General features: G+C 65.7%; 25 protein-coding genes. 2 read left to right on the top strand and 23 right to left on the bottom strand.

The window, feature by feature from the left end; genetic code table 11:
* Positions 1 to 5: 5 nt before the first annotated feature.
* From nuoK to Y900_RS05520, 18 genes are all read right to left on the bottom strand, one after another.
* Positions 6 to 305 carry an NADH-quinone oxidoreductase subunit NuoK gene (nuoK, locus tag Y900_RS05605; RefSeq protein ID WP_036339939.1) on the bottom strand — a complete coding sequence of 100 codons (300 nt, stop codon included), beginning with the start codon at positions 303 to 305 and terminating at the stop codon, positions 6 to 8.
* Complete coding sequence (locus tag Y900_RS05600) at positions 302 to 1048, bottom strand: NADH-quinone oxidoreductase subunit J (protein WP_036339937.1); 747 nt, start codon at positions 1046 to 1048, stop codon at positions 302 to 304. The genes nuoK and Y900_RS05600 overlap by 4 nt, the downstream gene beginning before the upstream one ends.
* Positions 1045 to 1569: an NADH-quinone oxidoreductase subunit NuoI gene (nuoI, locus tag Y900_RS05595; protein WP_036339935.1), complete on the bottom strand. Its 525-nt coding sequence runs from the start codon at positions 1567 to 1569 to the stop codon at positions 1045 to 1047. Before nuoI ends, Y900_RS05600 begins: the two co-directional genes overlap by 4 nt.
* The gene (gene nuoH / locus Y900_RS05590) at positions 1562 to 2788 is read right to left on the bottom strand and encodes an NADH-quinone oxidoreductase subunit NuoH (RefSeq protein ID WP_036339933.1); all 1227 of its coding nucleotides are present in this window, start codon (positions 2786 to 2788) and stop codon (positions 1562 to 1564) included. The genes nuoI and nuoH overlap by 8 nt, the downstream gene beginning before the upstream one ends.
* Positions 2785 to 5166, bottom strand: coding sequence for an NADH-quinone oxidoreductase subunit G (locus Y900_RS05585; RefSeq protein WP_036339931.1), 2382 nt, complete (start codon positions 5164 to 5166; stop codon positions 2785 to 2787). The genes nuoH and Y900_RS05585 overlap by 4 nt, the downstream gene beginning before the upstream one ends.
* Positions 5166 to 6491 carry an NADH-quinone oxidoreductase subunit NuoF gene (nuoF, locus tag Y900_RS05580; RefSeq protein ID WP_036339927.1) on the bottom strand — a complete coding sequence of 442 codons (1326 nt, stop codon included), beginning with the start codon at positions 6489 to 6491 and terminating at the stop codon, positions 5166 to 5168. Before nuoF ends, Y900_RS05585 begins: the two co-directional genes overlap by 1 nt.
* A complete protein-coding gene (gene nuoE, locus Y900_RS05575) occupies positions 6488 to 7222 on the bottom strand; it encodes an NADH-quinone oxidoreductase subunit NuoE (RefSeq protein WP_036339925.1) in 735 nt (244 codons plus the stop codon). Before nuoE ends, nuoF begins: the two co-directional genes overlap by 4 nt.
* Before the next feature lie 7 nt (positions 7223 to 7229).
* Positions 7230 to 8528, bottom strand: a complete 1299-nt coding sequence (nuoD, locus tag Y900_RS05570; protein ID WP_036339921.1) for an NADH dehydrogenase (quinone) subunit D — start codon at positions 8526 to 8528, stop codon at positions 7230 to 7232.
* The gene (locus tag Y900_RS05565) at positions 8528 to 9154 is read right to left on the bottom strand and encodes an NADH-quinone oxidoreductase subunit C (RefSeq protein WP_051660321.1); all 627 of its coding nucleotides are present in this window, start codon (positions 9152 to 9154) and stop codon (positions 8528 to 8530) included. The genes nuoD and Y900_RS05565 overlap by 1 nt, the downstream gene beginning before the upstream one ends.
* Before the next feature lie 44 nt (positions 9155 to 9198).
* Complete coding sequence (locus tag Y900_RS05560) at positions 9199 to 9753, bottom strand: NuoB/complex I 20 kDa subunit family protein (protein ID WP_036339917.1); 555 nt, start codon at positions 9751 to 9753, stop codon at positions 9199 to 9201.
* Positions 9744 to 10103, bottom strand: a complete 360-nt coding sequence (locus Y900_RS05555) for an NADH-quinone oxidoreductase subunit A (protein ID WP_036339914.1) — start codon at positions 10101 to 10103, stop codon at positions 9744 to 9746. Before Y900_RS05555 ends, Y900_RS05560 begins: the two co-directional genes overlap by 10 nt.
* Before the next feature lie 159 nt (positions 10104 to 10262).
* A complete protein-coding gene (locus Y900_RS05550; RefSeq protein WP_036339911.1) occupies positions 10263 to 10667 on the bottom strand; it encodes an Rv3143 family two-component system response regulator in 405 nt (134 codons plus the stop codon).
* A 73-nt stretch (positions 10668 to 10740) separates the two neighbouring features.
* A complete protein-coding gene (locus Y900_RS05545; RefSeq protein WP_036339908.1) occupies positions 10741 to 11271 on the bottom strand; it encodes a YceI family protein in 531 nt (176 codons plus the stop codon).
* Between the two features lie 13 nt (positions 11272 to 11284).
* Positions 11285 to 11668 carry a nuclear transport factor 2 family protein gene (locus tag Y900_RS05540; RefSeq protein WP_036339905.1) on the bottom strand — a complete coding sequence of 128 codons (384 nt, stop codon included), beginning with the start codon at positions 11666 to 11668 and terminating at the stop codon, positions 11285 to 11287.
* The gene (locus Y900_RS32970; RefSeq protein WP_036339902.1) at positions 11665 to 12021 is read right to left on the bottom strand and encodes a DUF6285 domain-containing protein; all 357 of its coding nucleotides are present in this window, start codon (positions 12019 to 12021) and stop codon (positions 11665 to 11667) included. Before Y900_RS32970 ends, Y900_RS05540 begins: the two co-directional genes overlap by 4 nt.
* Positions 12018 to 12989 (bottom strand): phosphotransferase family protein, encoded by a 972-nt coding sequence (locus Y900_RS05530; RefSeq protein ID WP_109751024.1) that lies wholly within the window; start codon positions 12987 to 12989, stop codon positions 12018 to 12020. The genes Y900_RS32970 and Y900_RS05530 overlap by 4 nt, the downstream gene beginning before the upstream one ends.
* A 1-nt stretch (position 12990) precedes the next feature.
* Positions 12991 to 14235, bottom strand: a complete 1245-nt coding sequence (locus tag Y900_RS05525; RefSeq protein WP_036339900.1) for an acyl-CoA dehydrogenase family protein — start codon at positions 14233 to 14235, stop codon at positions 12991 to 12993.
* A gap of 17 nt (positions 14236 to 14252) precedes the next feature.
* Positions 14253 to 14912: a TetR/AcrR family transcriptional regulator gene (locus Y900_RS05520; RefSeq protein WP_051659907.1), complete on the bottom strand. Its 660-nt coding sequence runs from the start codon at positions 14910 to 14912 to the stop codon at positions 14253 to 14255.
* A gap of 252 nt (positions 14913 to 15164) precedes the next feature.
* On the opposite strand from Y900_RS05520, the gene Y900_RS05515 reads away from it, so the two are divergent.
* Positions 15165 to 16016 carry a cyclopropane mycolic acid synthase family methyltransferase gene (locus Y900_RS05515; RefSeq protein ID WP_109751023.1) on the top strand — a complete coding sequence of 284 codons (852 nt, stop codon included), beginning with the start codon at positions 15165 to 15167 and terminating at the stop codon, positions 16014 to 16016.
* A 14-nt stretch (positions 16017 to 16030) separates the two neighbouring features.
* Here the strand turns inward: Y900_RS05515 and Y900_RS05510 are convergent, their stop codons facing one another.
* The 5 genes from Y900_RS05510 to Y900_RS05490 all read right to left on the bottom strand — a co-directional run bounded on the left by Y900_RS05510 (position 16031) and on the right by Y900_RS05490 (position 20927).
* Complete coding sequence (locus Y900_RS05510) at positions 16031 to 16396, bottom strand: Hsp15 family ribosome-associated heat shock protein (RefSeq protein ID WP_036339895.1); 366 nt, start codon at positions 16394 to 16396, stop codon at positions 16031 to 16033.
* A 16-nt stretch (positions 16397 to 16412) separates the two neighbouring features.
* Positions 16413 to 17318: a hydroxymethylglutaryl-CoA lyase gene (locus Y900_RS05505; RefSeq protein ID WP_036339892.1), complete on the bottom strand. Its 906-nt coding sequence runs from the start codon at positions 17316 to 17318 to the stop codon at positions 16413 to 16415.
* On the bottom strand, positions 17315 to 18517 hold the full coding sequence (locus Y900_RS05500; RefSeq protein WP_036345936.1) for a CaiB/BaiF CoA transferase family protein: 1203 nt from the start codon (positions 18515 to 18517) through the stop codon (positions 17315 to 17317). Before Y900_RS05500 ends, Y900_RS05505 begins: the two co-directional genes overlap by 4 nt.
* A 110-nt stretch (positions 18518 to 18627) precedes the next feature.
* Positions 18628 to 19812: an alpha/beta hydrolase family protein gene (locus Y900_RS05495; protein WP_036339889.1), complete on the bottom strand. Its 1185-nt coding sequence runs from the start codon at positions 19810 to 19812 to the stop codon at positions 18628 to 18630.
* On the bottom strand, positions 19812 to 20927 hold the full coding sequence (locus Y900_RS05490; protein ID WP_036339887.1) for a homogentisate 1,2-dioxygenase: 1116 nt from the start codon (positions 20925 to 20927) through the stop codon (positions 19812 to 19814). The genes Y900_RS05495 and Y900_RS05490 overlap by 1 nt, the downstream gene beginning before the upstream one ends.
* Before the next feature lie 190 nt (positions 20928 to 21117).
* On the opposite strand from Y900_RS05490, the gene Y900_RS05485 reads away from it, so the two are divergent.
* Positions 21118 to 22110: an esterase family protein gene (locus tag Y900_RS05485; protein WP_081844998.1), complete on the top strand. Its 993-nt coding sequence runs from the start codon at positions 21118 to 21120 to the stop codon at positions 22108 to 22110.
* The last annotated feature ends 54 nt before the right edge of the window (positions 22111 to 22164 follow it).

The raw sequence follows: 22164 nt of genomic DNA, 5'->3' as shown, positions 1-22164 counted from the left end.
GCCGTTCAATGCCGCAGAAGGTGGGCGTCGTCGACGTTGGCGCTGCGTCGGGTCCGGAAGATCGTCATGATGATGGCCAGGCCGACCACCACCTCGCAGGCGGCGACCACCATCGTGAAGAACGCCACCACCTGCCCGTCCAGATGGCCGTGCATCCGCGAGAAGGTCACGAACGCGAGGTTCGCGGCGTTGAGCATCAACTCGACGCACATGAACATGACGATCGCATTGCGGCGCAACAACACTCCTGCGGCGCCGATCGTGAACAGCAACGCCGACAAATACAGGTAGTTGGCCGGGTTCATCGCGGACCGTCTCCGTTCCCGTCGGTACGAAGGATGGTGCTGACCGACGATTCCTCATCGGTGCCGTCGGGGAGGCGAGCAAGTGTGTTGACGGCGTTGTGGCGCGCGAAGACGCCAGGGTTGGGTAGCGGCGTCGCCCGCGCCCCGGTCTGGAATCGTTCGACGACCATCTCGCGCTGAGTCTTTCGCCGTTCGAAGCGTTCCCGGTGGGCCAAGACCATCGCCCCGAGAGCCGCGGTGATCAGCAGCGCGCTGGTCAACTCGAACGCCCACAGATCGCGGGTGAAGATCAGTGTCGCCAAACCCTGTACGTTTCCGCCCGCATTTGCCTGCGTCAGCCCGACGAATCCGGTGGTGGCGATGTTGCCGATCCCAGCGATCAGCAGGACGCCGAATCCGAGACCCGCGACGATCGCGGCAATCCGCTGTCCCCGAATGGTTTCCACCAACGACTCCGAGGAGTCGACGCCGACCAGCATGAGCACGAACAAAAACAACATCATCACCGCGCCGGTGTAGACCACCACCTGCACGACCCCGAGGAACAATGCGTCCTGCGCGACATAGATCATGGCCAGCGCGATCATCGTGGTGGCAAGGAAGATCGCCGAATAGACGGCCTTGGGTGCGGCGACGACTCCGATCGCGCCTGCCACTGCGATGACGGCAAGAATCCAGAATGCAATGGCTTCGGGAGTGGAGGTGCGGGTGAGGGTTTCGGTGGCCAGCAGCGTGATCGTCACCGAACCTCCTGATTTCCAGTTTTGATCCGGCCCAGGTAGTAGTCGTCGTCGGTGGCCCCCGGCGCCATCGCGTGCGGCGGCGCCGCCATGCCCGGCTGCAACGGGGCCAGCAGTTTGTCCTTGCCGTAGATCAAGTCGGAGCGGTTGTCGTCGGCCATCTCATAGACATTGGTCATCGTCAGCGCGCGGGTGGGGCAGGCCTCGATGCACAGTCCGCAGCCGATGCAGCGCAGATAGTTGATCTGGTAGACCCTGCCATAGCGTTCACCGGGCGAAAAGCGTTGTTCCTCGGTGTTGTCGGCACCTTCCACGTAGATGGCGTCGGCCGGGCACGCCCAGGCGCACAGCTCGCAGCCGATGCACTTCTCCAGCCCGTCGGGATAGCGGTTGAGTTGGTGCCTGCCGTGATAGCGCGGCGCCACCGGCCCCGGCTTCTCCGGATACTCCTCGGTGATGGGGCGTTTGAACATGGTCCCGAACGTCACGCCGAAACCCTTGACCGCGTCGAGGAACTTAGGCATCTGCTTTCTCCTTGCTGGGTGCCGGCGTGCCGGGTAGCGGAGGTATCGGGAACGATCCCTTGGCCGCAGCGGGCGGCGGCGCCGTGTTGCGCCGGACCAGCTTGTTCCGCAGCGAGTTCGCACCCAGCACGGCCAGCAGCAGCACTGCTGCCGCGATCAGATTGGGAATGATGCCGGTGTGGCCGACGCTGTGCAGGACGGCCACGATCATGATCCACACCAGGGAGACCGGGATGAGAAGCTTCCAGCCCAGTGCCATGAACTGGTCGTAGCGCAGGCGGGGCAGGGTGGCTCGCAGCCACATGAAGACGAACAGGAACGTCCAGACCTTGGCCACGAACCAGATCAGTGGCCACCAGCCGGTGTTGACACCGTCGATCAGGCTGATCGGCCACGGCGCATGCCAACCGCCCAGGAACAAGGTGGTGGCCAGCGCCGACACGGTGGTCATGTTGACGTATTCGGCGAGCATGAACATCGCGAACTTCAGCGAGGAGTACTCGGTGTGGAACCCGCCCACCAGCTCGCCTTCGGCTTCGGGCAAATCGAACGGCGCCCGGTTGGTCTCGCCGACCATCGACGTCACGTACACCGCGAAACTCGGCAGCAACAGGAACACGTACCAGGTGTGTTCCTGGGCGGCGACGATCCCCGACGTGGACATGGTCCCGGCGTAGAGGAACACCGCCGCGAACGACAGCGCCATCGCGATCTCATACGAGATGACCTGTGCGCTGGACCGCAGCCCACCCAGGAGCGGGTAGGTGGAGCCCGAGGCCCAGCCCGCCAGCACGATCCCGTACACCCCGATCGAGGTGACCGCCAGGATGTAGAGCACCGCCACCGGCAGATCCGTGAGCTGCAGCGGCGTGCGGTGGCCGAACACCGAGACCAGCGGACCCAGCGGGATCACCGCGAACGCCATGATCGCCGGGATCACCGAAATAACTGGCGCCATCAGGTAAATGGGTTTGTCCACCCCGGCCGGGGTGAGCCCCTCTTTGAGCGCCAGCTTGATGCCGTCGGCCAGGGACTGCAGGATGCCGAACGGCCCGACCCGGTTGGGGCCGTAGCGCATCTGCATTCGACCCAGGATCTTGCGCTCCAGCAGGATGGCCACCAGAACGGTCAGCAGCAGGAAAGCGAAGACCGCAACCGCTTTGATCAGGATCAGCCACCACGGATCGCGGCCGAACACACTCAGATCGGGCGGGATCATGAGCCGGCCTCCCGCTCGATGCGAACGACGGTGCCCGGGATGACACCGAGCTGCTGATACACCGCGCTGCCGGGCGAGTTCAGCGGCAGCCACACCACCCCGTCGGCCATCTCGGTGATTGCCAGTGGCAGGGCGATATCGCCACGACCCGTCGAGACACTGACCACCTCGCCGTCTACCGCGCCGATCCCGGCGGCCGTGGCCGCCGACAACCGCACCACGGACGGGCGCGCGGTACCGGCCAAGAATGGCTCGCCGTCCTGCAATCGGCCGTCGTCGAGCAACACCCGCCAACCGGCCAGCACGGCCTCGTCAGAATCCAATGGCGGCGACTCTTTCGGCTGCACCGACGGCGCAGCCGGCCGGTCACCGTCCCACCGACCCAGTGTCAGCAGCTCGGCGCGGGCCTCCTCGACGGTCCGGAACCCGAGGTCCACGCCGAGCTCGTCGGCCAGGATCTGCAACACCCGTAGGTCCGGGAAGGCGTTGGAGGCCAGCGCCGGCTCGAACGGACGGATTCGGCCCTCCCAGTTCAGGAATGAACCGGCCTTCTCGGCGACCGGTGATATCGGGAAGACCACGTCGGCCAGCGCGGTGATGGCCGACTCCCGCAACTCGAGGCTGACGACGAAGCCGGCCGATTCGATCGCTGCCAGTGCGGCCGGCGGGTCCGGCAGGTCAACGGCGTCGACGCCGCCGATGAGCAGTGCGTCGAGTTCACCGCCGGCCGCGGCGGTGAGGATGTCGGTAGCGTCGCGACCCTCTTCTGACGGGAGGCGGTCGACGTGCCAGAAGCTGGCCAGCTGTTGTCGTGCAACGTCATTCGACGCCGGCCGGGCGCCGGCCAACAGGTTGGGCAGGCAGCCGGTCTCGACGGCTCCGCGGTCACCGGCGCGTCGGGGGATCCAGGCCAGCCGGGCTCCGGTGCGTTCGGCCAGACGGGTCGCCGCCGACAGCGCACCGGCGCTGGCGGCAAGCCGTTCCCCGACCAGGATGATCGCCCCCGACGGCAGCTCGTCGGTCAGCGCATCGAGGGTGGGCCCCTCGTGGCCGGGGGCGGTGAGTACCACCTGTGCCGCGAGCTTCTCCGACCCGCGGGATACCACCGGCGCGACGCTCACGACCCGCAGGCCGTGCTTGCGGACCGTCTTGCGCAACCGCAGGAACACGATGGGGGACTCGTCCTCGGGCTCGAATCCGGCGAGCACCACCATGGGAGCGGCTTCCAGATCCGCGTAGCTGACGTCACGGCGACCGGCCACGTGCGCGGCGAGGAAATTCTGCTCTTCCACCGAGTGCGGGCGGGAGCGGAAGTCGATGTCGTTGGTGTCCAGTGCAATCCGTGCGAACTTGGCGTACGCGTAGGCGTCTTCGACTGTCGCCCTGCCACCCACCAGAACCCCGGCGCGTCCCGACCGCAGGCCGGCGGCGGCCACCGCGATGGCCTCCGACCAGGAAGCCGACCGCAGTGCACCGTTCTCGTCGCGCACCAGCGGGGTGGTGATGCGATCACCGACCCCGGTGTAGGTGAAGGCCCATCGGCCCTTGTCGCAGTTCCACTCCTCGTTGACTTCCGGGTCGTCGCCGGCCAGCCGGCGCAGCACCACTCCGCGGCGGTGATCGGTGCGCTGGGCACACCCGGAGGCACAGTGTTCACAAACACTGGGGCTGGACACCAGATCGAACGGGCGGGCCCGGAATCGGTAGGCGGTTCCGGTCAGCGCACCGACGGGGCAGATCTGCACGGTGTTGCCGCTGAAATAGGAATCGAACGGTTCGCCCGGACCGATCCCGACTTGTTGCAGCGCACCACGTTCCAGCAGGGAGATGAACGGATCTCCGGCGATCTGCTCGGAAAACCGGGTGCAGCGCGCGCACAGCACACACCGTTCTCGGTCCAGCAGCACCTGGCTGGACAGGTTGATGGGCTTGGGGAAGGTGCGTTTGATGTCGTCGAATCGAGTTTCGACCCGGCCATTGGACATCGCCTGGTTCTGCAGCGGGCATTCCCCGCCCTTGTCGCAGACCGGGCAGTCCAGCGGGTGGTTGATCAGCAGCAACTCCATCACCCCGTGCTGTGCCTTGTCCGCGGCCTCCGAGGTGAACTGCGTGCGCACCACCATGCCGTCGGACACGGTGGTGGTGCAGCTGGCCATCGGCTTGCGTTGACCCTCCACCTCCACCAGGCACTGGCGGCACGCCCCGACCGGATCCAGCAACGGATGGTCGCAGAACCGGGGGATCTGCACGCCCATCAACTCGGCGGCGCGAATCACCAACGTGCCCTTGGGTACTGCCACCTCGACGTCGTCGATGACAAGGGTGACCATCTCCACGGGCGGCGCCTCATGGGTCCCGGTCTCCGAGATCTGCGTCATCAGGCACCCACCCCTTCCGGCGCGGCGAGCATCGAGGCGTACGGATCGAACGGGCAGCTGCTGCCCAGATGAGCCTCGTACTCGTCGCGGAAGTGCTTGATCGAGGAGATGATCGGCGATGCGGCGCCATCACCCAACGCGCAGAACGACTTTCCGAAGATGGTGTCCGAGATGTCGAGCAGCTTGCCGATATCGTCTTCCGTGCCGCGACCGGTCTCGAGCCGCTCGTAGATCTGGCTGAGCCAGTAGGTGCCCTCCCGGCATGGCGTGCATTTGCCGCAGGATTCGTGGGCGTAGAACTGCGTCCAGCGCCGAACTGCCCGCACCACGCAGGTGGTCTCGTCGAAGATCTGCAGCGCCTTGGTGCCCAGCATCGATCCGACCGACCCCATGCCCTCGTAATCCAGCGGCACATCGAGATGTTCGGCGGTCAGTAGCGGCGTCGACGAGCCGCCCGGCGTCCAGAACTTCAACTCGTGGCCTGCGCGGACACCGCCGGCGTACTCGAGCAACTCGCGCAGGGTGATCCCCAGTGGGGCCTCGTACTGACCGGGAGTGGTGACGTGTCCCGACAACGAATACAGCGTGAAGCCGGGCGATTTCTCCGAGCCCATCTCCTTGAACCAGTCGACCCCGTTCAGCAGGATCGGCGGCACGCTGGCGATGGATTCGACGTTGTTGACCACTGTCGGGCAGGCGTACAGACCCGCGACTGCGGGGAACGGCGGGCGCAGCCGGGGTTGACCCCGACGGCCCTCCAGCGAGTCCAGCAGGGCGGTTTCCTCACCGCAGATGTAGGCCCCCGCACCGGCATGCACGATCAGGTCCAGATCGAATCCCGAACCCGCGATGTCGGTGCCGAGGTACCCGGCCTGATAAGCCTCGGCCACCGCGGCTTGCAGCCGGCGCAGCACCGGCACGACCTCTCCGCGCACATAGATGAAAGCGTGCCGGGCCCGGATGGCGTAGGCGGCGATGATCACACCCTCGACCAGGAAATGCGGCGTGGTCAGCATCAGCGGAATGTCTTTACACGTACCGGGTTCCGACTCGTCGGCGTTGACCACCAGGTACTTCGGCTTGGCCCCGGCTCCGGTGTCATCCTGTGGAATGAACGACCATTTGGTGCCGGTCGGGAACCCCGCCCCGCCGCGGCCGCGCAACCCGGATTCCTTGACCGTCGCGATCACAGCGTCGGGCGTCATGCCCAGCGCCGTCCGCAGCGCCTGGTAACCGTCGTGGCGCAGATATGTCTGCAGCGTCCACGGTTCAGGCTCATCCCAGAATCGGCTGAGGACCGGTGTCAGCGGTGTGGCGGGGGTCATTGCCCCTCGCTTTCTCTGGACGGAGGCGCCGTCATGTCCAGTTCACGGGCCACCCGAAGGCCTGCCAATGTCGCGTCACCGGGCGTGCCTCCACCCGAGCCGGCCCCGCCGGACAACCCGGCCAGCGTTCGTGCGGTGTCCCGGAACGAACACACCCGCGATCCGCGGGTTGCCTGGGGCTGCTCGCCGGTTCGGATGTCGTCGACGAGTTGTCGTGCGCTGGCGGGAGTTTGGTTGTCGAAGAACTCCCAGTTCACCATGATCACGGGGGCGTAATCGCAGGCGGCATTGCATTCGATGTGCTCGAGGGTGATACGCCCGTCGGCGGTGGTGCCCCCGGCGTGGATGCCGAGCTCGGTCTCCAGGGTGTCCAGGATGGCGTCGCCGCCCATAATGGCGCACAGGGTGTTGGTGCACACGCCGACCAGATAGTCGCCGGTGGGGGTGCGGCGGTACATCGAGTAGAAGGTGGCCACGGCGGTCACTTCGGCTTCGGTCAAGCCGAGTTGTTCAGCGCAGAAGGTGATTCCGGCTCCGGTGAGGTAGCCGTCCTCGGACTGGACCAGGTGCAGAAGCGGTAACAGCGCCGAGCGGGCTTGCGGGTAGCGGGCGATGATCTCCGCCGCATCGGCGCCCAGCCGCTCGGCCACCGCGGCGGGGTAGGCGCTGCGGCCGCTGATGGGCGGGCCGGGCTCATCTGGGCGGGGACCCAAAACCAAGTCAATCTTCATCGAGCTCTCACCTGTCCACACCTCCCATGACCGGGTCGATGGATGCGACGGCGGCGATGACGTCGGCGACCATGCCTCCTTCGCACATCGCTGCCACCGCTTGCAGATTGGTGAACGACGGGTCGCGGTAGTGCACCCGGTACGGGCGGGTGCCACCGTCGGACACCATGTGCACCCCCAGCTCGCCGCGAGGGGATTCCACCGCGATGTACACCTGGCCGGCCGGCACCCGGATCCCTTCGGTGACCAGCTTGAAGTGGTGGATCAACCCTTCCATGGAAGTGCCCATGATCTTGGCGATGTGGGCGGGAGAGTTCCCGAGACCGTCGGGGCCGAGTTGCAGGTCGGCCGGCCAGGCCAGCTTCTTGTCACTGATCATCACCGGACCGGGCTCCAGACGCTCCAGACATTGGGTGACGATCTTCAACGATTCGTGCATCTCGCCGACCCGGATCAGATAGCGGCCGTAACAGTCCGCCCCGGTATCGGTGATCACGTCGAAGTCGTAATCCTCATAACCGCAATAGGGTTGGGTCTTGCGTAGATCGTGCGGCAGTCCGGTGGAGCGCAACACCGGTCCGGTCATACCCAGCGCCATACAGCCGGTCAGATCCAGATAGCCGATGCCCTGGGTGCGGGCCTTCCAGATGTAATTCTGGGTCAGCAGGTCTTCGAGCTCGCGCAGCCGGCCCGGCAGGATCTTGAGCAGATCGCGCACCCGTTGGGGCCCGTCGTCTGGCAGATCGGTGGCGAGCCCGCCAGGTCGGATGTAGGCGTTGTTCATCCGCAATCCGGTGATCGCCTCGAACACCGACAGGATCAGCTCGCGCTCGCGGAAGCCGAAGAACATCGGCGTCATCGCGCCGAGCTCCATGCCGCCGGTGGCCAACGCCACCAAATGGCTCGAGATGCGGTTGAGTTCCATCATCATCACCCGGATTACGCTCGCGCGTTCCGGGATCTGATCGGTGATGTCAAGCAGCTGTTCCACACCCAAGCAGTAGGCCGTTTCGTTGAAAAACGGTGACAGGTAGTCCATTCGGGTCACAAAGGTGACGCCCTGGGTCCAAGTGCGGTATTCCAGGTTCTTCTCGATCCCGGTGTGCAGATAGCCGATACCGCAGCGCGCCTGGGTGACTGTCTCGCCCTCGATTTCCAGGATCAGCCGCAACACCCCGTGGGTCGAGGGGTGCTGCGGACCCATGTTCACCACGATGCGTTCGCCGGCCTCACCCTGGCGCGCGGCGGCGACGATTTCCTCCCAGTCCTGGCCGCCCAGGACGATTACGTTCTCGTCGGTCGTCATCAGTGATACGACCTGCGTTCGTCGGGCGGCGGAATCTGGGCGCCGTGGTACTCGACCGGCACACCACCCAACGGGTAGTCCTTGCGCTGCGGGTGGCCCACCCAGTCATCAGGCATCTCGATCCGGGTCAGGCCGGGATGACCGTCGAAGACGATGCCGAAGAAGTCATACGTCTCTCGCTCATGCCAGTCGACCGTCGGGTACACCGAAAACAACGACGGCACATGCGGATCGGCGTCGGGGCAGGCCACCTCCACTTGCACCCGGCGGTTGTGCGTGATCGACAGCAGCGGATAGAACGCGTGCAGCTCCCGGTCCGCATCCTGCGGGTAGTGCACACCTGAAACCCCGCAACACAATTCGAAGCGCAACCGCTCGTCGTCGCGTAACGCCCGGGCGACGCCCAGCAGGTGTTCGCGCCCGACTTCGATGGTGAGCTGGTTGCGGAAGACGACGACCCGCTCTATAGCTGCACCGAAAGCGTGGTCGCCCAACGCCTCGGCCAATCGGTCGACGACGTCGTCGAAATAGCCACCGTAGGGCCGCGGAGTGCTGCCGGGCAGGGCGACTTCGCGGACCAGTCGGCCGTAGCCGGAAGTGTCGCCACTGCCGTTGATGCCGAACATGCCCCGGCGCACGCCGATGACCTCACCCGCGCCGTCTTCCTTCCTCACCGCAGCAGACCCTTGAGCTCCAGGGTGGTCGGCGCGGCCAGCGCGGCCTTTTCAGCTGCGGCCACAGCCTCGGCGCGGTGCACCCCCAACGGCATCTCGGCGATCTTGGCGTGCAACGCCAGGATTGCGTTCAACAACATCTCCGGACGCGGCGGGCACCCGGGGAGATAGATGTCCACCGGCACTACATGATCCACCCCTTGGACCACCGCGTAGTTGTTGAACATACCGCCGCTGGAGGCGCACACCCCCATGGCCAGCACCCACTTGGGTTCGGCCATCTGGTCATACACCTGCCGTAGCACCGGCGCCATCTTCTGCGACACCCGGCCCGCCACGATCATCAGATCGGCCTGCCGGGGCGTGGCCGAAAACCGCTCCATGCCAAACCGCGCGATATCGAACCGGGGGCCTGCCGTCGCCATCATCTCGATGGCACAACACGCCAACCCGAACGTCGCCGGCCATAGCGACCCTTTGCGCACGAACCCGGCGACCTTCTCCACCGTCGACAGCAGAATGCCGCCCGGCAGCTGCTCTTCTAATCCCATTCCAGGCCGCCCCGGCGCCACACGTACCCGTACGCAACGAACACCGTCACCATAAAGATCAGCATCTCCACCAGCGCGAACGTGCCCAACGAATCGAAGGAGACCGCCCACGGATACAAGAACACGATCTCGATGTCGAAGACGATGAACAACATCGCCGTCAGGTAGTACTTGATCGGGAAGCGCTGACCGGCCGACTCCCCGGCGACCGGTTCGATCCCGCATTCGTAGGCTTCGAGCTTGGCCCGGTTGAACCGCCGCGGACCGATCACCAGCGCGATCACCACCGAGACGATCGCGAACGCGGCCGCGATGACACCCAACACCAGGATGGGCAGATACAAATTCATAGAGCTGTGTCACTCCTCACTGGGCTGGAGATGTGAGCTACGACACAGCCTAGCGATCTTGAGACTCGCTGTCGCGATTTCGTTAGGATGGCTTGAATAGCTGAGCGCGGTCCATCTCTCGTCGAGAGGGCAAGGGCGACAGCATATTTGGCGTTTCAGTCATTGCACGGTTGTGCGCAGCAAACCTACGACCGCCTCGCCGAGTCGCACCGGGTCGATCGGGTGAGGCACCGCAGCCTCGGCGCGCGACCAGTTGGCCAGCCATGCATCGTCGGATCGGCCCGTCAGCACCAGCACCGGCGGGCAGTCGTCGATCTCGTCTTTGAGTTGTTTGGCAATGCCCATTCCGCCGACGGGAGCCGCCTCGCCGTCAAGGATCACCAGATCGAATCCGCCGGCGTCCATCAGCTGGATCACCATCGGTCCGGTCGCCACGTCGGTGTAGGTGAGATCCGGGAGTTCGGGGTGCACCCGCTTTCCCAAAGCCAGGCGCACCTCATCACGGGTGCGGGCATTGCTGCTGTAGACCAGCACGTGGAGGGGCTGCGCGCCCGGGCGAGACACGCAGCCGATGCTACTGCCGCATCTGTGATTTCGGCGCGGAAACGTTCGCTGAGCGAACGAACGCGCGCCCAAATCACTCTTTGGCGAAGACGACGTCGGCCAGCAGCGTGGTGGTCGCGGGCATCATCCCGATCATGTTGCCGCTGACGCCGAGTTCGGTGCGGTCGATCGTCGCCGTGGTGGTCAGCTGCACAGAGCCGTCACCGAGCGGGGTCATCGTGACCGACAGCGGCAGCGGCGTGCTGACTCCCCGGACGGTGAGCGTGGCGGTGAGATCGGCCGTGTCCGCGCCGGTGGGTTCCAGCCCGGTGACCTCGACGCGGATCTGGGGATGGTTCTCGACGTCGAAGAAGTCGGCCGAGCGCAGATGTTCGTCACGTTTTCCGATGCCCGTCTTCAGCGACGACGCACCGATCTCCAGCCGCCCCGACACCGCGCCGTTCGAGCCGACCTGCCCGGTGCCGCTCACGTCGCCGAATGTGCCGGTCACGGTGGCCAACCCCCAGAACGTCTTGTTCTTGAAGCGCACCGAGGACCGCGTGGGAACCAATTGCCACACCCCGGCGGCGCCGGGGTCGTTGAGTAACGCCTGCAGTGCGGACATGTGATGCCTTCTCTCAGGACAGCAGCGGTGCCAGGTCGGCGGGATCGAGGTACTCGTCGATTCGCCGGATGAGCCCGTCGTCTCCGACTTTCACGATCAGGCATACCCGCAAGGCCACGTCTTCACCGCGGGTATTGGTGCACCGCAGAATGTGTTGCTGGACGAAGCCGCCGTCGAACACCTGCCGGTCGAGCACGTCGTAGTGCCGGTAGGTGGTGGCGCCGACGTACCACCGGATCACCTTGAGAGCGCGCGTCTTGTCGCTGTCGCGCTCATCGCCGGTGTGCCAGACGGTGACATCGTCGGACCATAGCGCCGCCACCGCAGCGACATCGCCCTGCGTGATGGCGGCGAATAACCGGTCGGCAGCCTGCAGGATCTGGCTCTCGGTGGTCATGACGGCGAACCTCCTTCAGGTGAGTCGTATCCGGGGTGGGCAATCGCCACCCGGTGCTTGACCACGGCGCGAAGACACTTCATCACCTCGTCGCCGCGGCCGTCGAGGTCCCCGGCGCGGATGGCTGCGGCCAGTGCGGCTTCGTCGTGGTAGCCGAGCCCTTCGAGTGCGGCCTGCGGTTCGGCGGCGGTCTGGTCAAGCAATTCGCGTTCCACGGTGCGCAAGACATTGACGGCGACGAGGGCGTGGAAGTTGACCGACCCGGTGGTGTTGGACCGGACGTCATTGGCGAGGAATTCGGCGACAGCGGCGACGAGTTCGGCGGCTGTGGGCCGTCCGTTGAGTCCCGTCATGACGCACCCTTCAGTAGGTCGAGCACATCCCATTCGGTCTCGCAGACCCGCCGGCCGATCGCGGCCAGCTCTACCGACCGGGTCTGGCCGCTCAGGTGCCGTTCGGCCTGGAACCGGCAGATCACTCCCCAGCGCAGGGTGGCCAGCACAAGCCACCAGCGCAACGTCGCGCGGTCGACGGTCGCACCGCCGGCCTCCTCATATGGCGCGACGAAATCGTCGATGCTGCCCAGGCCCCCGGCCGCCATGCTGGACGAGGCGCCGAAGCGCCAGGCCCGGATGCAGAACCAGGCCAGGTCTTCGTAGATCTCGCCGATGTGGACCAGTTCCCAGTCCAGTACGGCCGCGAGGTCCGAGCCGTGCACGATGAGATTGCCCATCCGGAAATCGCCGTGCACAAGCCGCAGCGGCGACGGCGGCGGCCGGTGGGCCTCCAGCCATCGAAATGCCCACTCGAATGTCGCTGTGGTGTCGCCCATGTCGTCGAGCCGCTGGTGCCACTGCGCCATCTGGTCCTGCTCGGCCAGCCCGGGGGCGTCGGTGGCGCCACAGTGAATCGCCGCCAGCGCCTGGGCGCACTGCCGCAGCAACTTCGCCCGGCCGGCATCGTCGAGCTGCCGTTGGATACGGCGCACGATGGTCTCTCCGGCGATCTCACCGCAGATCAGAAACGGATTGCCTAGCGCCTCAACTGAATCGGACGCAACCAGGATGTCGGGCACCGGCGCACCGGCCGCGGCGGCCGCTTCCTGGACGGCCGCCTCCAGTTCCATTCCGGCGTGTACGTCATCCGGCGGCCCGGTGCGCAGAATCAGTGCGCGGCGCGCCGATCCGGTCACCGCATCGAATGCCCAGGTGGTGCGGCTGGCCCCGCCGGTCAGCGCGCGCAGGTTGTCCACGTCGGTTTCGGGACCGAGCAGCGGGCGCAACACATCGGCCAGATCCGCGGCCAGCGTCTCGGCGGCCACGTCAGCGAGCCGGCTTGCCGAACTTGAACATCCGTTGGGCCACGCGACGCATCTGGATCTCCTCGGCGCCCTCGGTGATGCGGTATCGGCGGTGGTGCCGGTAGATGTGCTCGAACGGTTCGTGGCGGCTGTAGCCGACTCCGCCGTGCACCTGCATGGCCCGGTCGGCCGCCTCGCACACCAGCCGGTTGGCGCGGTAGTTGGCCATCGACACCTTGTCGGACACTTCGAGGTGATGGTTGCGGTCGAGCTCGGTGGCCGCGTAGCGCACCAGCAGCCGCACCATCTGAGCCTCGGTCTGCAGCTCGACCAGCGGCCACTGGACGGCCTGGTTGACCGCCAGAGGCTTGCCGAACGTCACCCGCTTGCCCGCATAGTCGACGGCGCGGTCGATGCAGTACTGGGCGGCGCCGAGGCTGCTTGCCGCCTGGCGAATCCTGTTCTCGTGCAGAAATGTCTGGGCGACTTCCAGACCGTGGTCCACCTCGCCGAGGACGGCATCGGCGGGGATCCGCACGTCGCGCAGGACGACCTCGGCGTGGTCGGTGGGCATGTTGAACGTCCACCAGTAGTACGGCACCTCGAACCCTTTGGCGTCGCACGGGACGAGGAACGCGCTGATGCCGCGCGCCTGGCCGGCCTCGCCCGAGGTGCGCGCGAAGACCAGGTCGTGGGTGGCCCGGTGCACACCGGTGTTCCACCGCTTGGTGCCGTTGATCACCCAGTCGTCACCGTCGCGAACGGCGCGGGTCTCCAGCCAGGTGGCGTCGGAGCCGTGGTCCGGTTCGGTGAGCCCGAACGCCATGGACCGCGTGCCGGTCAGCATCGCCTCGATCCACTCGCTCTTCTGGTCTTCGGTGCCGAACCGGTCCATCATGATGACCTGTGGGAAGTTCCCGACGATCGAGGATTCGTCCTGCAGATCGTTGTGGAGACCAAGTCCCTTGTGCGCCAGATGTTCCCGGATCACCGCCATATCGAGATTGGTGCCGTCCCGGCCGCCGAATTTCGACGGCAGGCCGTACCGCAACCACCCCGCCTTGTCGGCTCGCCGGCGCATCTCGTCGAGCAGATCCTCCCACTCCCGGCGGGGGATACCGCCGTTCTCGATGTCGGTTCGAGCGAACTCGCGACGCTGATCGAAGTACTGGATGTGTTCGCACTCGAGGGGCTTGATCTCGGCCTCGATAAACGCATCCATCTCGGCCAATAGAGTCGTAAGGTGTTCGGGCAGAGAGAAATCCACGCTGATCTCCTAATCAATCAAAAGCCGTAGAGCGTTTTCTTCCAAATAGTAGACAGGGTCGTCACGGCGTCATCGTCCGACAGGCGCAGACCCAGGCCCGCGCTGTCGGGACGCAGGCACACGGTGGTGAACTGTTCGAACAGCAGCGCGATCGCCAGGGCGGTGTGTTCGGGTTGCAGGCCGGCCGCGTACCCGTGTTCCTGGGCGCGCAGTACCGACGCGGCGACGATGTCGATGCCGAACTGACGGAACTGGTTCTGCAGGGCGGCGAACCGGGGTTCAGTGGCGGCGAGCTGGTCGACGGCCACCATGATGCCGATGCTTTGCTTGAACATGTCCCAGTAGGCGCTGACGACGGTGAGGAAAAAGCGGGTGTCGTCCGGGGATTCCGGGAGGTGCAGTCGCAGACCGGACGGAAGCACGACGTCGTGCAGGAACGAACCGGCCAATGCGGCGAGCAGGTCCTCTTTGTCGTCGTAGTAGCGGTAGAACACCGCGGGGGATCTGCCCGCGGCCGACGTGATGTCGACCAAGGTCGTGCCGTGGAAACCCCGTTCGGCGAAGAGTTTTCGGGCGGCGTCCTCGATGGCTTGACGGGTTTGGCGCCCCTTGGAGCTCAGTTCGCGAGGGCCGTCGGCGGCCCCGTCCGCTTTGCGCGAACGGCTGGACGGTTCCATGGGCTGGCCCCCGGGCTTCGGAAGGGAAACTAAAGCTGACGTTACTTTTCGTTTTAACGGTTGGCAAGAGCTCTCGCGACGGCGAATTCCGGAGCTGACCTGCTTCAACGCCATTCCTGGCAACGACAGCTTGACATCGTTGCGTACGCTTACGAGTGGTCGGGGAGGCTCTTGAGCAAATGGAGCTGCACGAATGTCAGCCGAAAAGTCAAAGGCCCTTCCTTGTCACATCCAGCAAGCACCACATCACACTTGAAGCCGCACTTCGAGGACGTTCAGTCGCACTACGACCTGTCCGACGACTTTTTCCGGCTCTTCCTCGATCCGACGCAGACCTACAGCTGCGCCTACTTCGAGCGCGACGATCTGACGCTGCAGGAGGCGCAGCTGGCCAAGATCGATCTGTCGCTCGGCAAGTTGGGTCTGGAGCCCGGAATGACCCTGCTGGACGTCGGTTGCGGCTGGGGCGCCACGATGCGCCGTGCGATCGAGAAGTATGACGTCAATGTCGTCGGGCTGACCTTGAGCCGCAATCAGCAGGCTCACGCCGAACGCGCGTTCGCCGAGATGGACACGACGCGCAGCCGCCGCGTCCTGCTCTGCGGCTGGGAGCAGTTCGAGGAACCGGTGGATCGGATCGTGTCGATCGGGGCCTTCGAGCACTTCGGGGCGGACCGCTACAACGCATTCTTCGACTTCGCCTACGAGGTCCTGCCCGACGACGGTGTGATGATGCTGCACTCCATCATGCAGATCCCGCGCGCCGAGATGGAGGCACGCGGGCTGCCCATCACGATGAGCCTGCTGCGATTCTTCAAGTTCATCTCGGTGGAGATCTTCCCCGGCGGCCACCTGCCGACCCGCGAGATCGTCCAGGACCTGGCCGGAAAGGCCGGCTTCACAACTGATCTCGTCCAATCGCTGGAACAGCACTACGCGAAGACCCTCGATTTGTGGGCGTCCGCACTCGAGGCACGCCGGGACGAGGCGATCGCGATCCAGTCCGAAGAGGTCTACGACCGCTACATGAAGTACCTGACCGGGTGCGCGGACCTGTTCCGCAACCGCTACACCGACGTCTGCCAGTTCACCCTGAGCAAGTAGTGCGACGGCTCAGCTCACCACTGGCTCGCACGCCACTTGTCGAGCGCTCGGCGGTCCCGCTTCGTCGGTCGGCCGGCTCCGCGATCACGCGCCGCCACCGGCACGGCGGGAACACTTGGCGGCTTGGGCGTGCGGTCCAAGTAACAGGTGACGGCGTCGGCAGCTCCGACCCGCTTGGCGATCACCCTGACGACCTCGACGATCCTCGTCGTGTCGCCGACGCGTGCGCGGACCTCGTCACCGGGGGAGATGGTGGTCGACGGCTTCGCCAGCCGGTCGTTCACGCGGACGTGCCCGCCTCGGCACGCCGCGGCGGCATCCGGGCGGGTCTTCGTCAGCCTGACCGCCCACAGCCACCGATCCACCCGAGTCGATTCCATGAGGCCCGGTGTCAGCTCAGCTCAGTATCCGGTCGCCGGCGCGCAGCAGTGCGCTGGGCAGATCGTGGCCGACCACCGATCTCGCGACGGCTGCCGCGCTGATCGCCGCGGGAAGGTCGATGTCGACACCGATTCCGCTGTCGCGCAACAGGTAAACGAGATCCTCGGTGGCGATGTTGCCGCTCGCCCCGGGCGCGAACGGGCAGCCGCCCAGGCCGCCCACCGACGAGTCGAGCCGCGTCACACCGGCGGCGACGGCCGCGTACGCGCTGGCCAACCCGGCGCCGCGGGTGTTGTGGAAGTGGGCACCCAGCGGCAGATCGCCGATGCGGGGCTTCACCTGATTCATCAGCGCGGTGACCCGCCCCGGCGTGGTGGTGCCGATGGTGTCGGCGATGGCCAGCCGGTCTGCGCCGAATTCGCAAGCCGCGTCGACGATGCCGAGGACACGCTGCGGCGGGGTCGGGCCGTCGAAGGGGCAGTCCCAGGCGGTGGCGATGATGACCTCGACGCTGACTCCGGAGTCATGAGCGATGGCGATGATGTCGGCGATCTGGCCCGTGGCGTCCGCGCTGCTGCGCCCGACGTTGGCACGACTGTGGGCGTCGGCCGCCGACACCACGTATTCAACGGAACGCAGCCCGGCCGCGATGGCGCGCTTGGCGCCGTTCGGACTGGCCACCAGTGCGGAGAATTCGATGTCGGGATAGCTGCCGAGGTGGGCGGCCAACTCCGGCGCGTCAGCCAGGGCGGGCACCTTCGACGGGGAGACAAACGCCGTCGCCTCGACTTCCCGAACGCCGGTGGCGGCGATCGCTGCGAGCAGTTCGAGCTTGGCGGACAACGGAATCGGGTCTTCGATCTGCAGGCCGTCGCGCAGGGCGACCTCGCGGATCGTGACGTGGCCGGGCAGCTCGCTCATAGCACTCCCTGGGACTCCAACTCAGCGATCTCATCGGACCGCAGGCCCAGAAGTTCACCGTACACCTCACTGTTGTGCTGTCCCGGCCGCGACGAGCCCGCGGATCGGATGGTGCCGGGGGACTCCGACAACACCGGAACCACGCCGGGGCCCTTCACATTGCGCCCGATGCGCTCGTCCCAGTGATCGGCGATCATGCCGCGTGACAGCAGCTGCGGGTCGGTGACGACCTCGGCGACGGTGTTGATCGGTCCGCTGATGACGCCCGCTTCACTCAGCGTCTCGATGATGTCGGCGGGCTCACGGGCCGCCGCCCAGTCGCCGATGATGGCGTCAAGCTCGTCCTGATTACGGCCGCGCGCAACATGATTGACGAACCGGTCGTCCTGGGCCAGCTCGGGCCGGCCCATAGCCGCGCACAATCGCCGGAAGACGGTGTCCTGGTTGGCGGCGATCACCACCCAGCTGCCGTCGGCGCTGCGGTAGATGTTCGACGGGGCGATGCCCTCCAGTCGGGTACCCGACGGTCCGCGGACCACGCCGCCGATGTCGTAGTCGGGAATCGTCGACTCCTGCACCGCCAGACACGATTCGGTCAGCGCCGCGTCGACGATCTGTCCCTCACCGGTCACGGTCCGCCGGTACAGCGCCGCCAGCGCGCCCTGTGCGGCGAACATCCCGGCCAAGCTGTCGCCGAGCGACAGCGCCAGGCGCGGCGGCGGTCCGCCGGGGAATCCGTTCATGTGCCGCAACCCGCTGGCCGCCTCGGCGACCGAGGCGTAGCCGGCCTTCGTCGACTCCGGACCGGTCTGCCCGTAACCCGACACCCGGACCAGGATGATGCCCCGATTGCGTTCGCGCAGAACGTCGTAACCGAGGCCCCACTTCTCCAGCGTGCCGGGCCGGAAGTTCTCGACGATGATGTCGGAGCGCTCGACCAGATCGAGGAACAGGTCGCGGCCCCGGGCGTCCCGCAGGTTGAGGGTGACGGCCTTCTTGTTGCGGGCGTGCACCGTCCAAAAGAAGTGGTGGCCGTCCAACTCGGCCTGACCCCAGGTGCGCAGCGGGTCGGGAGCTCCCGGCGGTTCGACCTTGATCACCTCGGCGCCCATGTCGCCGAGCAGCCGCCCGGCGAACGGTCCGGAGATAAGCGTGCCGACCTCGACGACCCGGATGCCGTCAAGCGGACCGGAAACAATTCCCGGGTCGCTGCGCTCCTGCCCTCCGGAAACAATTCCCGGGTCGCTGCGCTCCTGCCCGCCGGAAACAATTCCCGGGTCGCTGCGCTCCTGCCCGCCGGAGGTCACGGTCAGTCGGCCTTGGCGAAGTCATGCCGAACCAGCCAATCGGTGACGATCCCGACGGCCTGGCGCAGCGTCTCCTTCTGGTCGGGCCCGGAGTAGTAGTGGTTGGCGCCGGGGATTTCGTGCATCTCCTTGTCGGGATGCCCGATGGCCTCGAAGAGCCGGCGGGTGTGGCTGGGCGTGCAGGCGTCGTCGGCGAGGTTGCCGATGACCAGTGCCGGCACCGCGATGTCCGGGCCGGCCTTCACGGCGTCACCGTTGGCGTCGTCATAGCTCCACTGTGACAGCCAGCTGCGCAGGGTGCAGAACCGTGCCAGCCCCACGGGGCTCATATTGACCACCTGCGGATCGCCCAGATAGCAGGTGCCGGGTGCGCGCTCGTTGGGGTCGACGGTCGGGTCGAGCCAGCGCGGGTCGGCCATCGTGCCGTGCACGACGAAACAGAACTCGTCGTCCGGCCGTCCTTGTTCGGACAGTGCCGCTAGTTTTTCTTTGACCCACTTGGTGATTCGCCGGTTTCGGGCGATCTGCGCCTGGTGGTAGCGCTCCAGGAATTCCGGGGTGTAGGGCGGCTGATTGGGGTTGTCCGGGTTGTACAGGTCGAGATCGGGATCCCGCTTGGTCGGGTCGCTCTCGTCGAGGATGGAGGCGTCCATCCACTCGGTCATCGTGCCGTGCCTGCTGATGTGCGCGGCCAGCAGCATGATGCCGTCGGCGGGCAACAGTCCGAGCTTGGTCAGATCCGGACCGTCACCGGACGGGCTGGCGGTGATCGTCGGGTGTTGTGCCTGCTGCTGATAGAACACCGACAATGAGCCGCCGCCACTCCACCCCGCCAGAACCACCTTGGAGTAGCCCAGCCGATTCTTGGCGTCCTTGATGCATTCGCCGAGATCCTCGACCACCTTCTCCATCAGTAGTCCTGAGTCGGTGCCCCGGAAGCGGCTGTTGCAGTAGATGACGTGATGCCCGGCCCGCGCCAGCGCGTTGATCATCGGCAGGTAGGCGCCACCGCCGATCGGGTGCATGAAGACCAGCACGGTGTCCGACGGGGTGGTGGGCTTGAGCAGGTAGCTCTCCAGCACGACCAGCTCAGCGACCCCGCCGTAGACGTCTCGGACGGCTGAAGTGTTCTGGTAGGCAATCAGATACGGGATGCGCTCGTAGGCGCGCTTGACCGGCGTGACCATCAGTGTTGCCCCAAATCGTTGGCCAGAACTTCGGGTGACGGCACCAATCGTCTCCGGGTGTCGATCGCGATGACCTTCCAGTCCACGCGGGTGAAATCGTCGAACTTTCGCCGGGCTCGTTCGCGGGCCTTCTCCGGCGCCCCGTGGTGCACGCCCTGCGGAGCGTGGCTGATCAGTCCGGGTGGCATCGGGATGCCGTAGAGCGAGCCGCCGTGGAAGAAAGCGATCTCGTCGAAGTCGACGTTGCGGTGATACCAGGGCGTGCGTTCGGTGCCGGGCACCGATTCGGCCGGCTTCGGCAAGAAGTTGCACACGTAGACACCCGTCGCCTCCATGAACAGGTGGACCATCGGGGGCAGGTGCACGCTGTCGGAGGTGATGACGTTGTAGTCATCGATGTTGAAGGTGAAGGCGTAGTTGTCACCGCGCCAGCCTTCGACGTCGATCGGGTTGTGCGGATAGCGCAGGGTCGTGGTCTCCACGCCGTCGATCGGGCGGTGATACAGCCGCACCTCGTACTCTCCGTCGGTGTGCGGACCGTCGCCGTCGTCGATGGGGGCCGGGTGCGGCACAACGGCCTGGGACGGGTCGAAGGGCCAGTGCCGCCCCAGGGGGCCGGCCGGCGGCACCCGGAACTCGTCGGTGGCCTCGATCATCAGCCAGGTGCTCGGCGAGGACGGTATCTGCCGCCACGTGCAGGCCTTCGGGACGTAGATCCAGTCGCCGGTGCGATAGTCCAACGGGCCGAACTCGGTTTCCAGGCGACCGCTGCCCTCATGGACGAAGGACAGCAGGTCACCGTCGACGTAGCGGGCATAGAACGGCATGGCTGCCTCGCGCCGGCTCAGTGAGATGCGGCAGTCGTCATTGGAGAAAAGCAGCAGGGGAGCGCCGGCGGGGTCGGTCGCATCGCCCGGTTTGAGCTCACTGGACAACAGATCGAGCGGACACAGGGGGCCGTTGGCACGAAATGTCGTGGGATCGTTACGGCGGTAGATGTTGGCGGTGCGGCCGGTGAATCCACCCCGGCCCAGTTCGTCGTCTTTGAGGCCGTCGAGATCGGCGTGGATTCGCCGCGGTGTGGTGCCTTTGCGCAGGTGAGTGAACGATTCCATGGAATCTCCCGAGATCGGCGTCGAGCTGGAGTCGGCGAAAAACTAAAAGTGACATTAGTTTTCGTTCCACCCCATGACAACCCCCAACCAATGAGTTGGGTAACGTGGCGGACTTTCACAGGTTCCAGACGACGTGTTTTACTCAACTCTGAATCCGATAACCGGGGTCATAGAAAGCTGGGGTGGATTGGTGAAGTCCTTGTTTGACAAGGTGCGCGGCTGGCCGCGCCGATTGGCAGTCGCTGCAGTCGCGGCGGCGGCCCTTCCGGGCCTCATCGGCCTGGTCGGAGAATCGGCAACGGCGAGTGCGTTCTCCCGTCCTGGGCTCCCGGTGGAATACTTGATGGTTCCGTCGCCCTCCATGGGTCGCGACATCAAGATCCAGTTCCAGAGTGGTGGCCCGAACTCGCCCGCCGTCTACCTCCTCGACGGCCTGCGTGCTCAGGACGACTTCAACGGCTGGGACATCAACACCCAGGCGTTCGAGTGGTACTACCAGTCCGGTCTGTCGATTGTCATGCCGGTCGGCGGACAGTCCAGCTTCTACGCTGATTGGTACAAGCCGGCGTGCGGCAAGACCGGCTGCCAGACCTACAAGTGGGAGACCTTCCTGACCCAAGAGCTGCCACAGTGGCTCTCGGCGAACCGGAACGTCAAGTCCACTGGCAGTGCCGTGATCGGCCTGTCGATGGCCGGCTCGGCGTCGCTGATCCTGTCGGTGTACCACCCGGATCAGTTCATCTACGCCGGCTCGATGTCGGGCTTCCTGAACCCCTCCGAGGGTTCGTGGCCGTTCCTGATCAACATCTCGATGGGTGACGCGGGCGGTTACAAGGCCAACGACATGTGGGGGGCGACCGAAGATCCCAACAGTGCCTGGAAGCGCAACGACCCGATGGTGCAGATCCCCAAGATCGTGGCCAACGGGACCCGCATCTGGATCTACTGCGGCAACGGCACGCCAAACGAGTTGGGGCATGGTGACCTGCCGGCCACCTTCCTGGAGAGCTTGACCATTCGGACGAACATCACCTTCCGCGACAACTACCTCGCGGCAGGCGGTAAGAACGGTGTGTTCAACTTCCCCGACAACGGAACCCATGACTGGGCGTACTGGGGTCGCGAGCTTCAGGCGATGAAGCCCGACCTGATCAGCCACCTGGGAGCTACTCCGCAGTCCTGACTTAGCAGTCGAGAAAGCGGGCCACCGGCGAAAACCGGTGGCCCGCTTTGTTGT

Source organism: Mycolicibacterium aromaticivorans JS19b1 = JCM 16368 (assembly GCF_000559085.1).
Lineage (GTDB): Bacteria > Actinomycetota > Actinomycetes > Mycobacteriales > Mycobacteriaceae > Mycobacterium > Mycobacterium aromaticivorans.
This window is presented reverse-complemented; position numbering and strand designations above follow the sequence as displayed.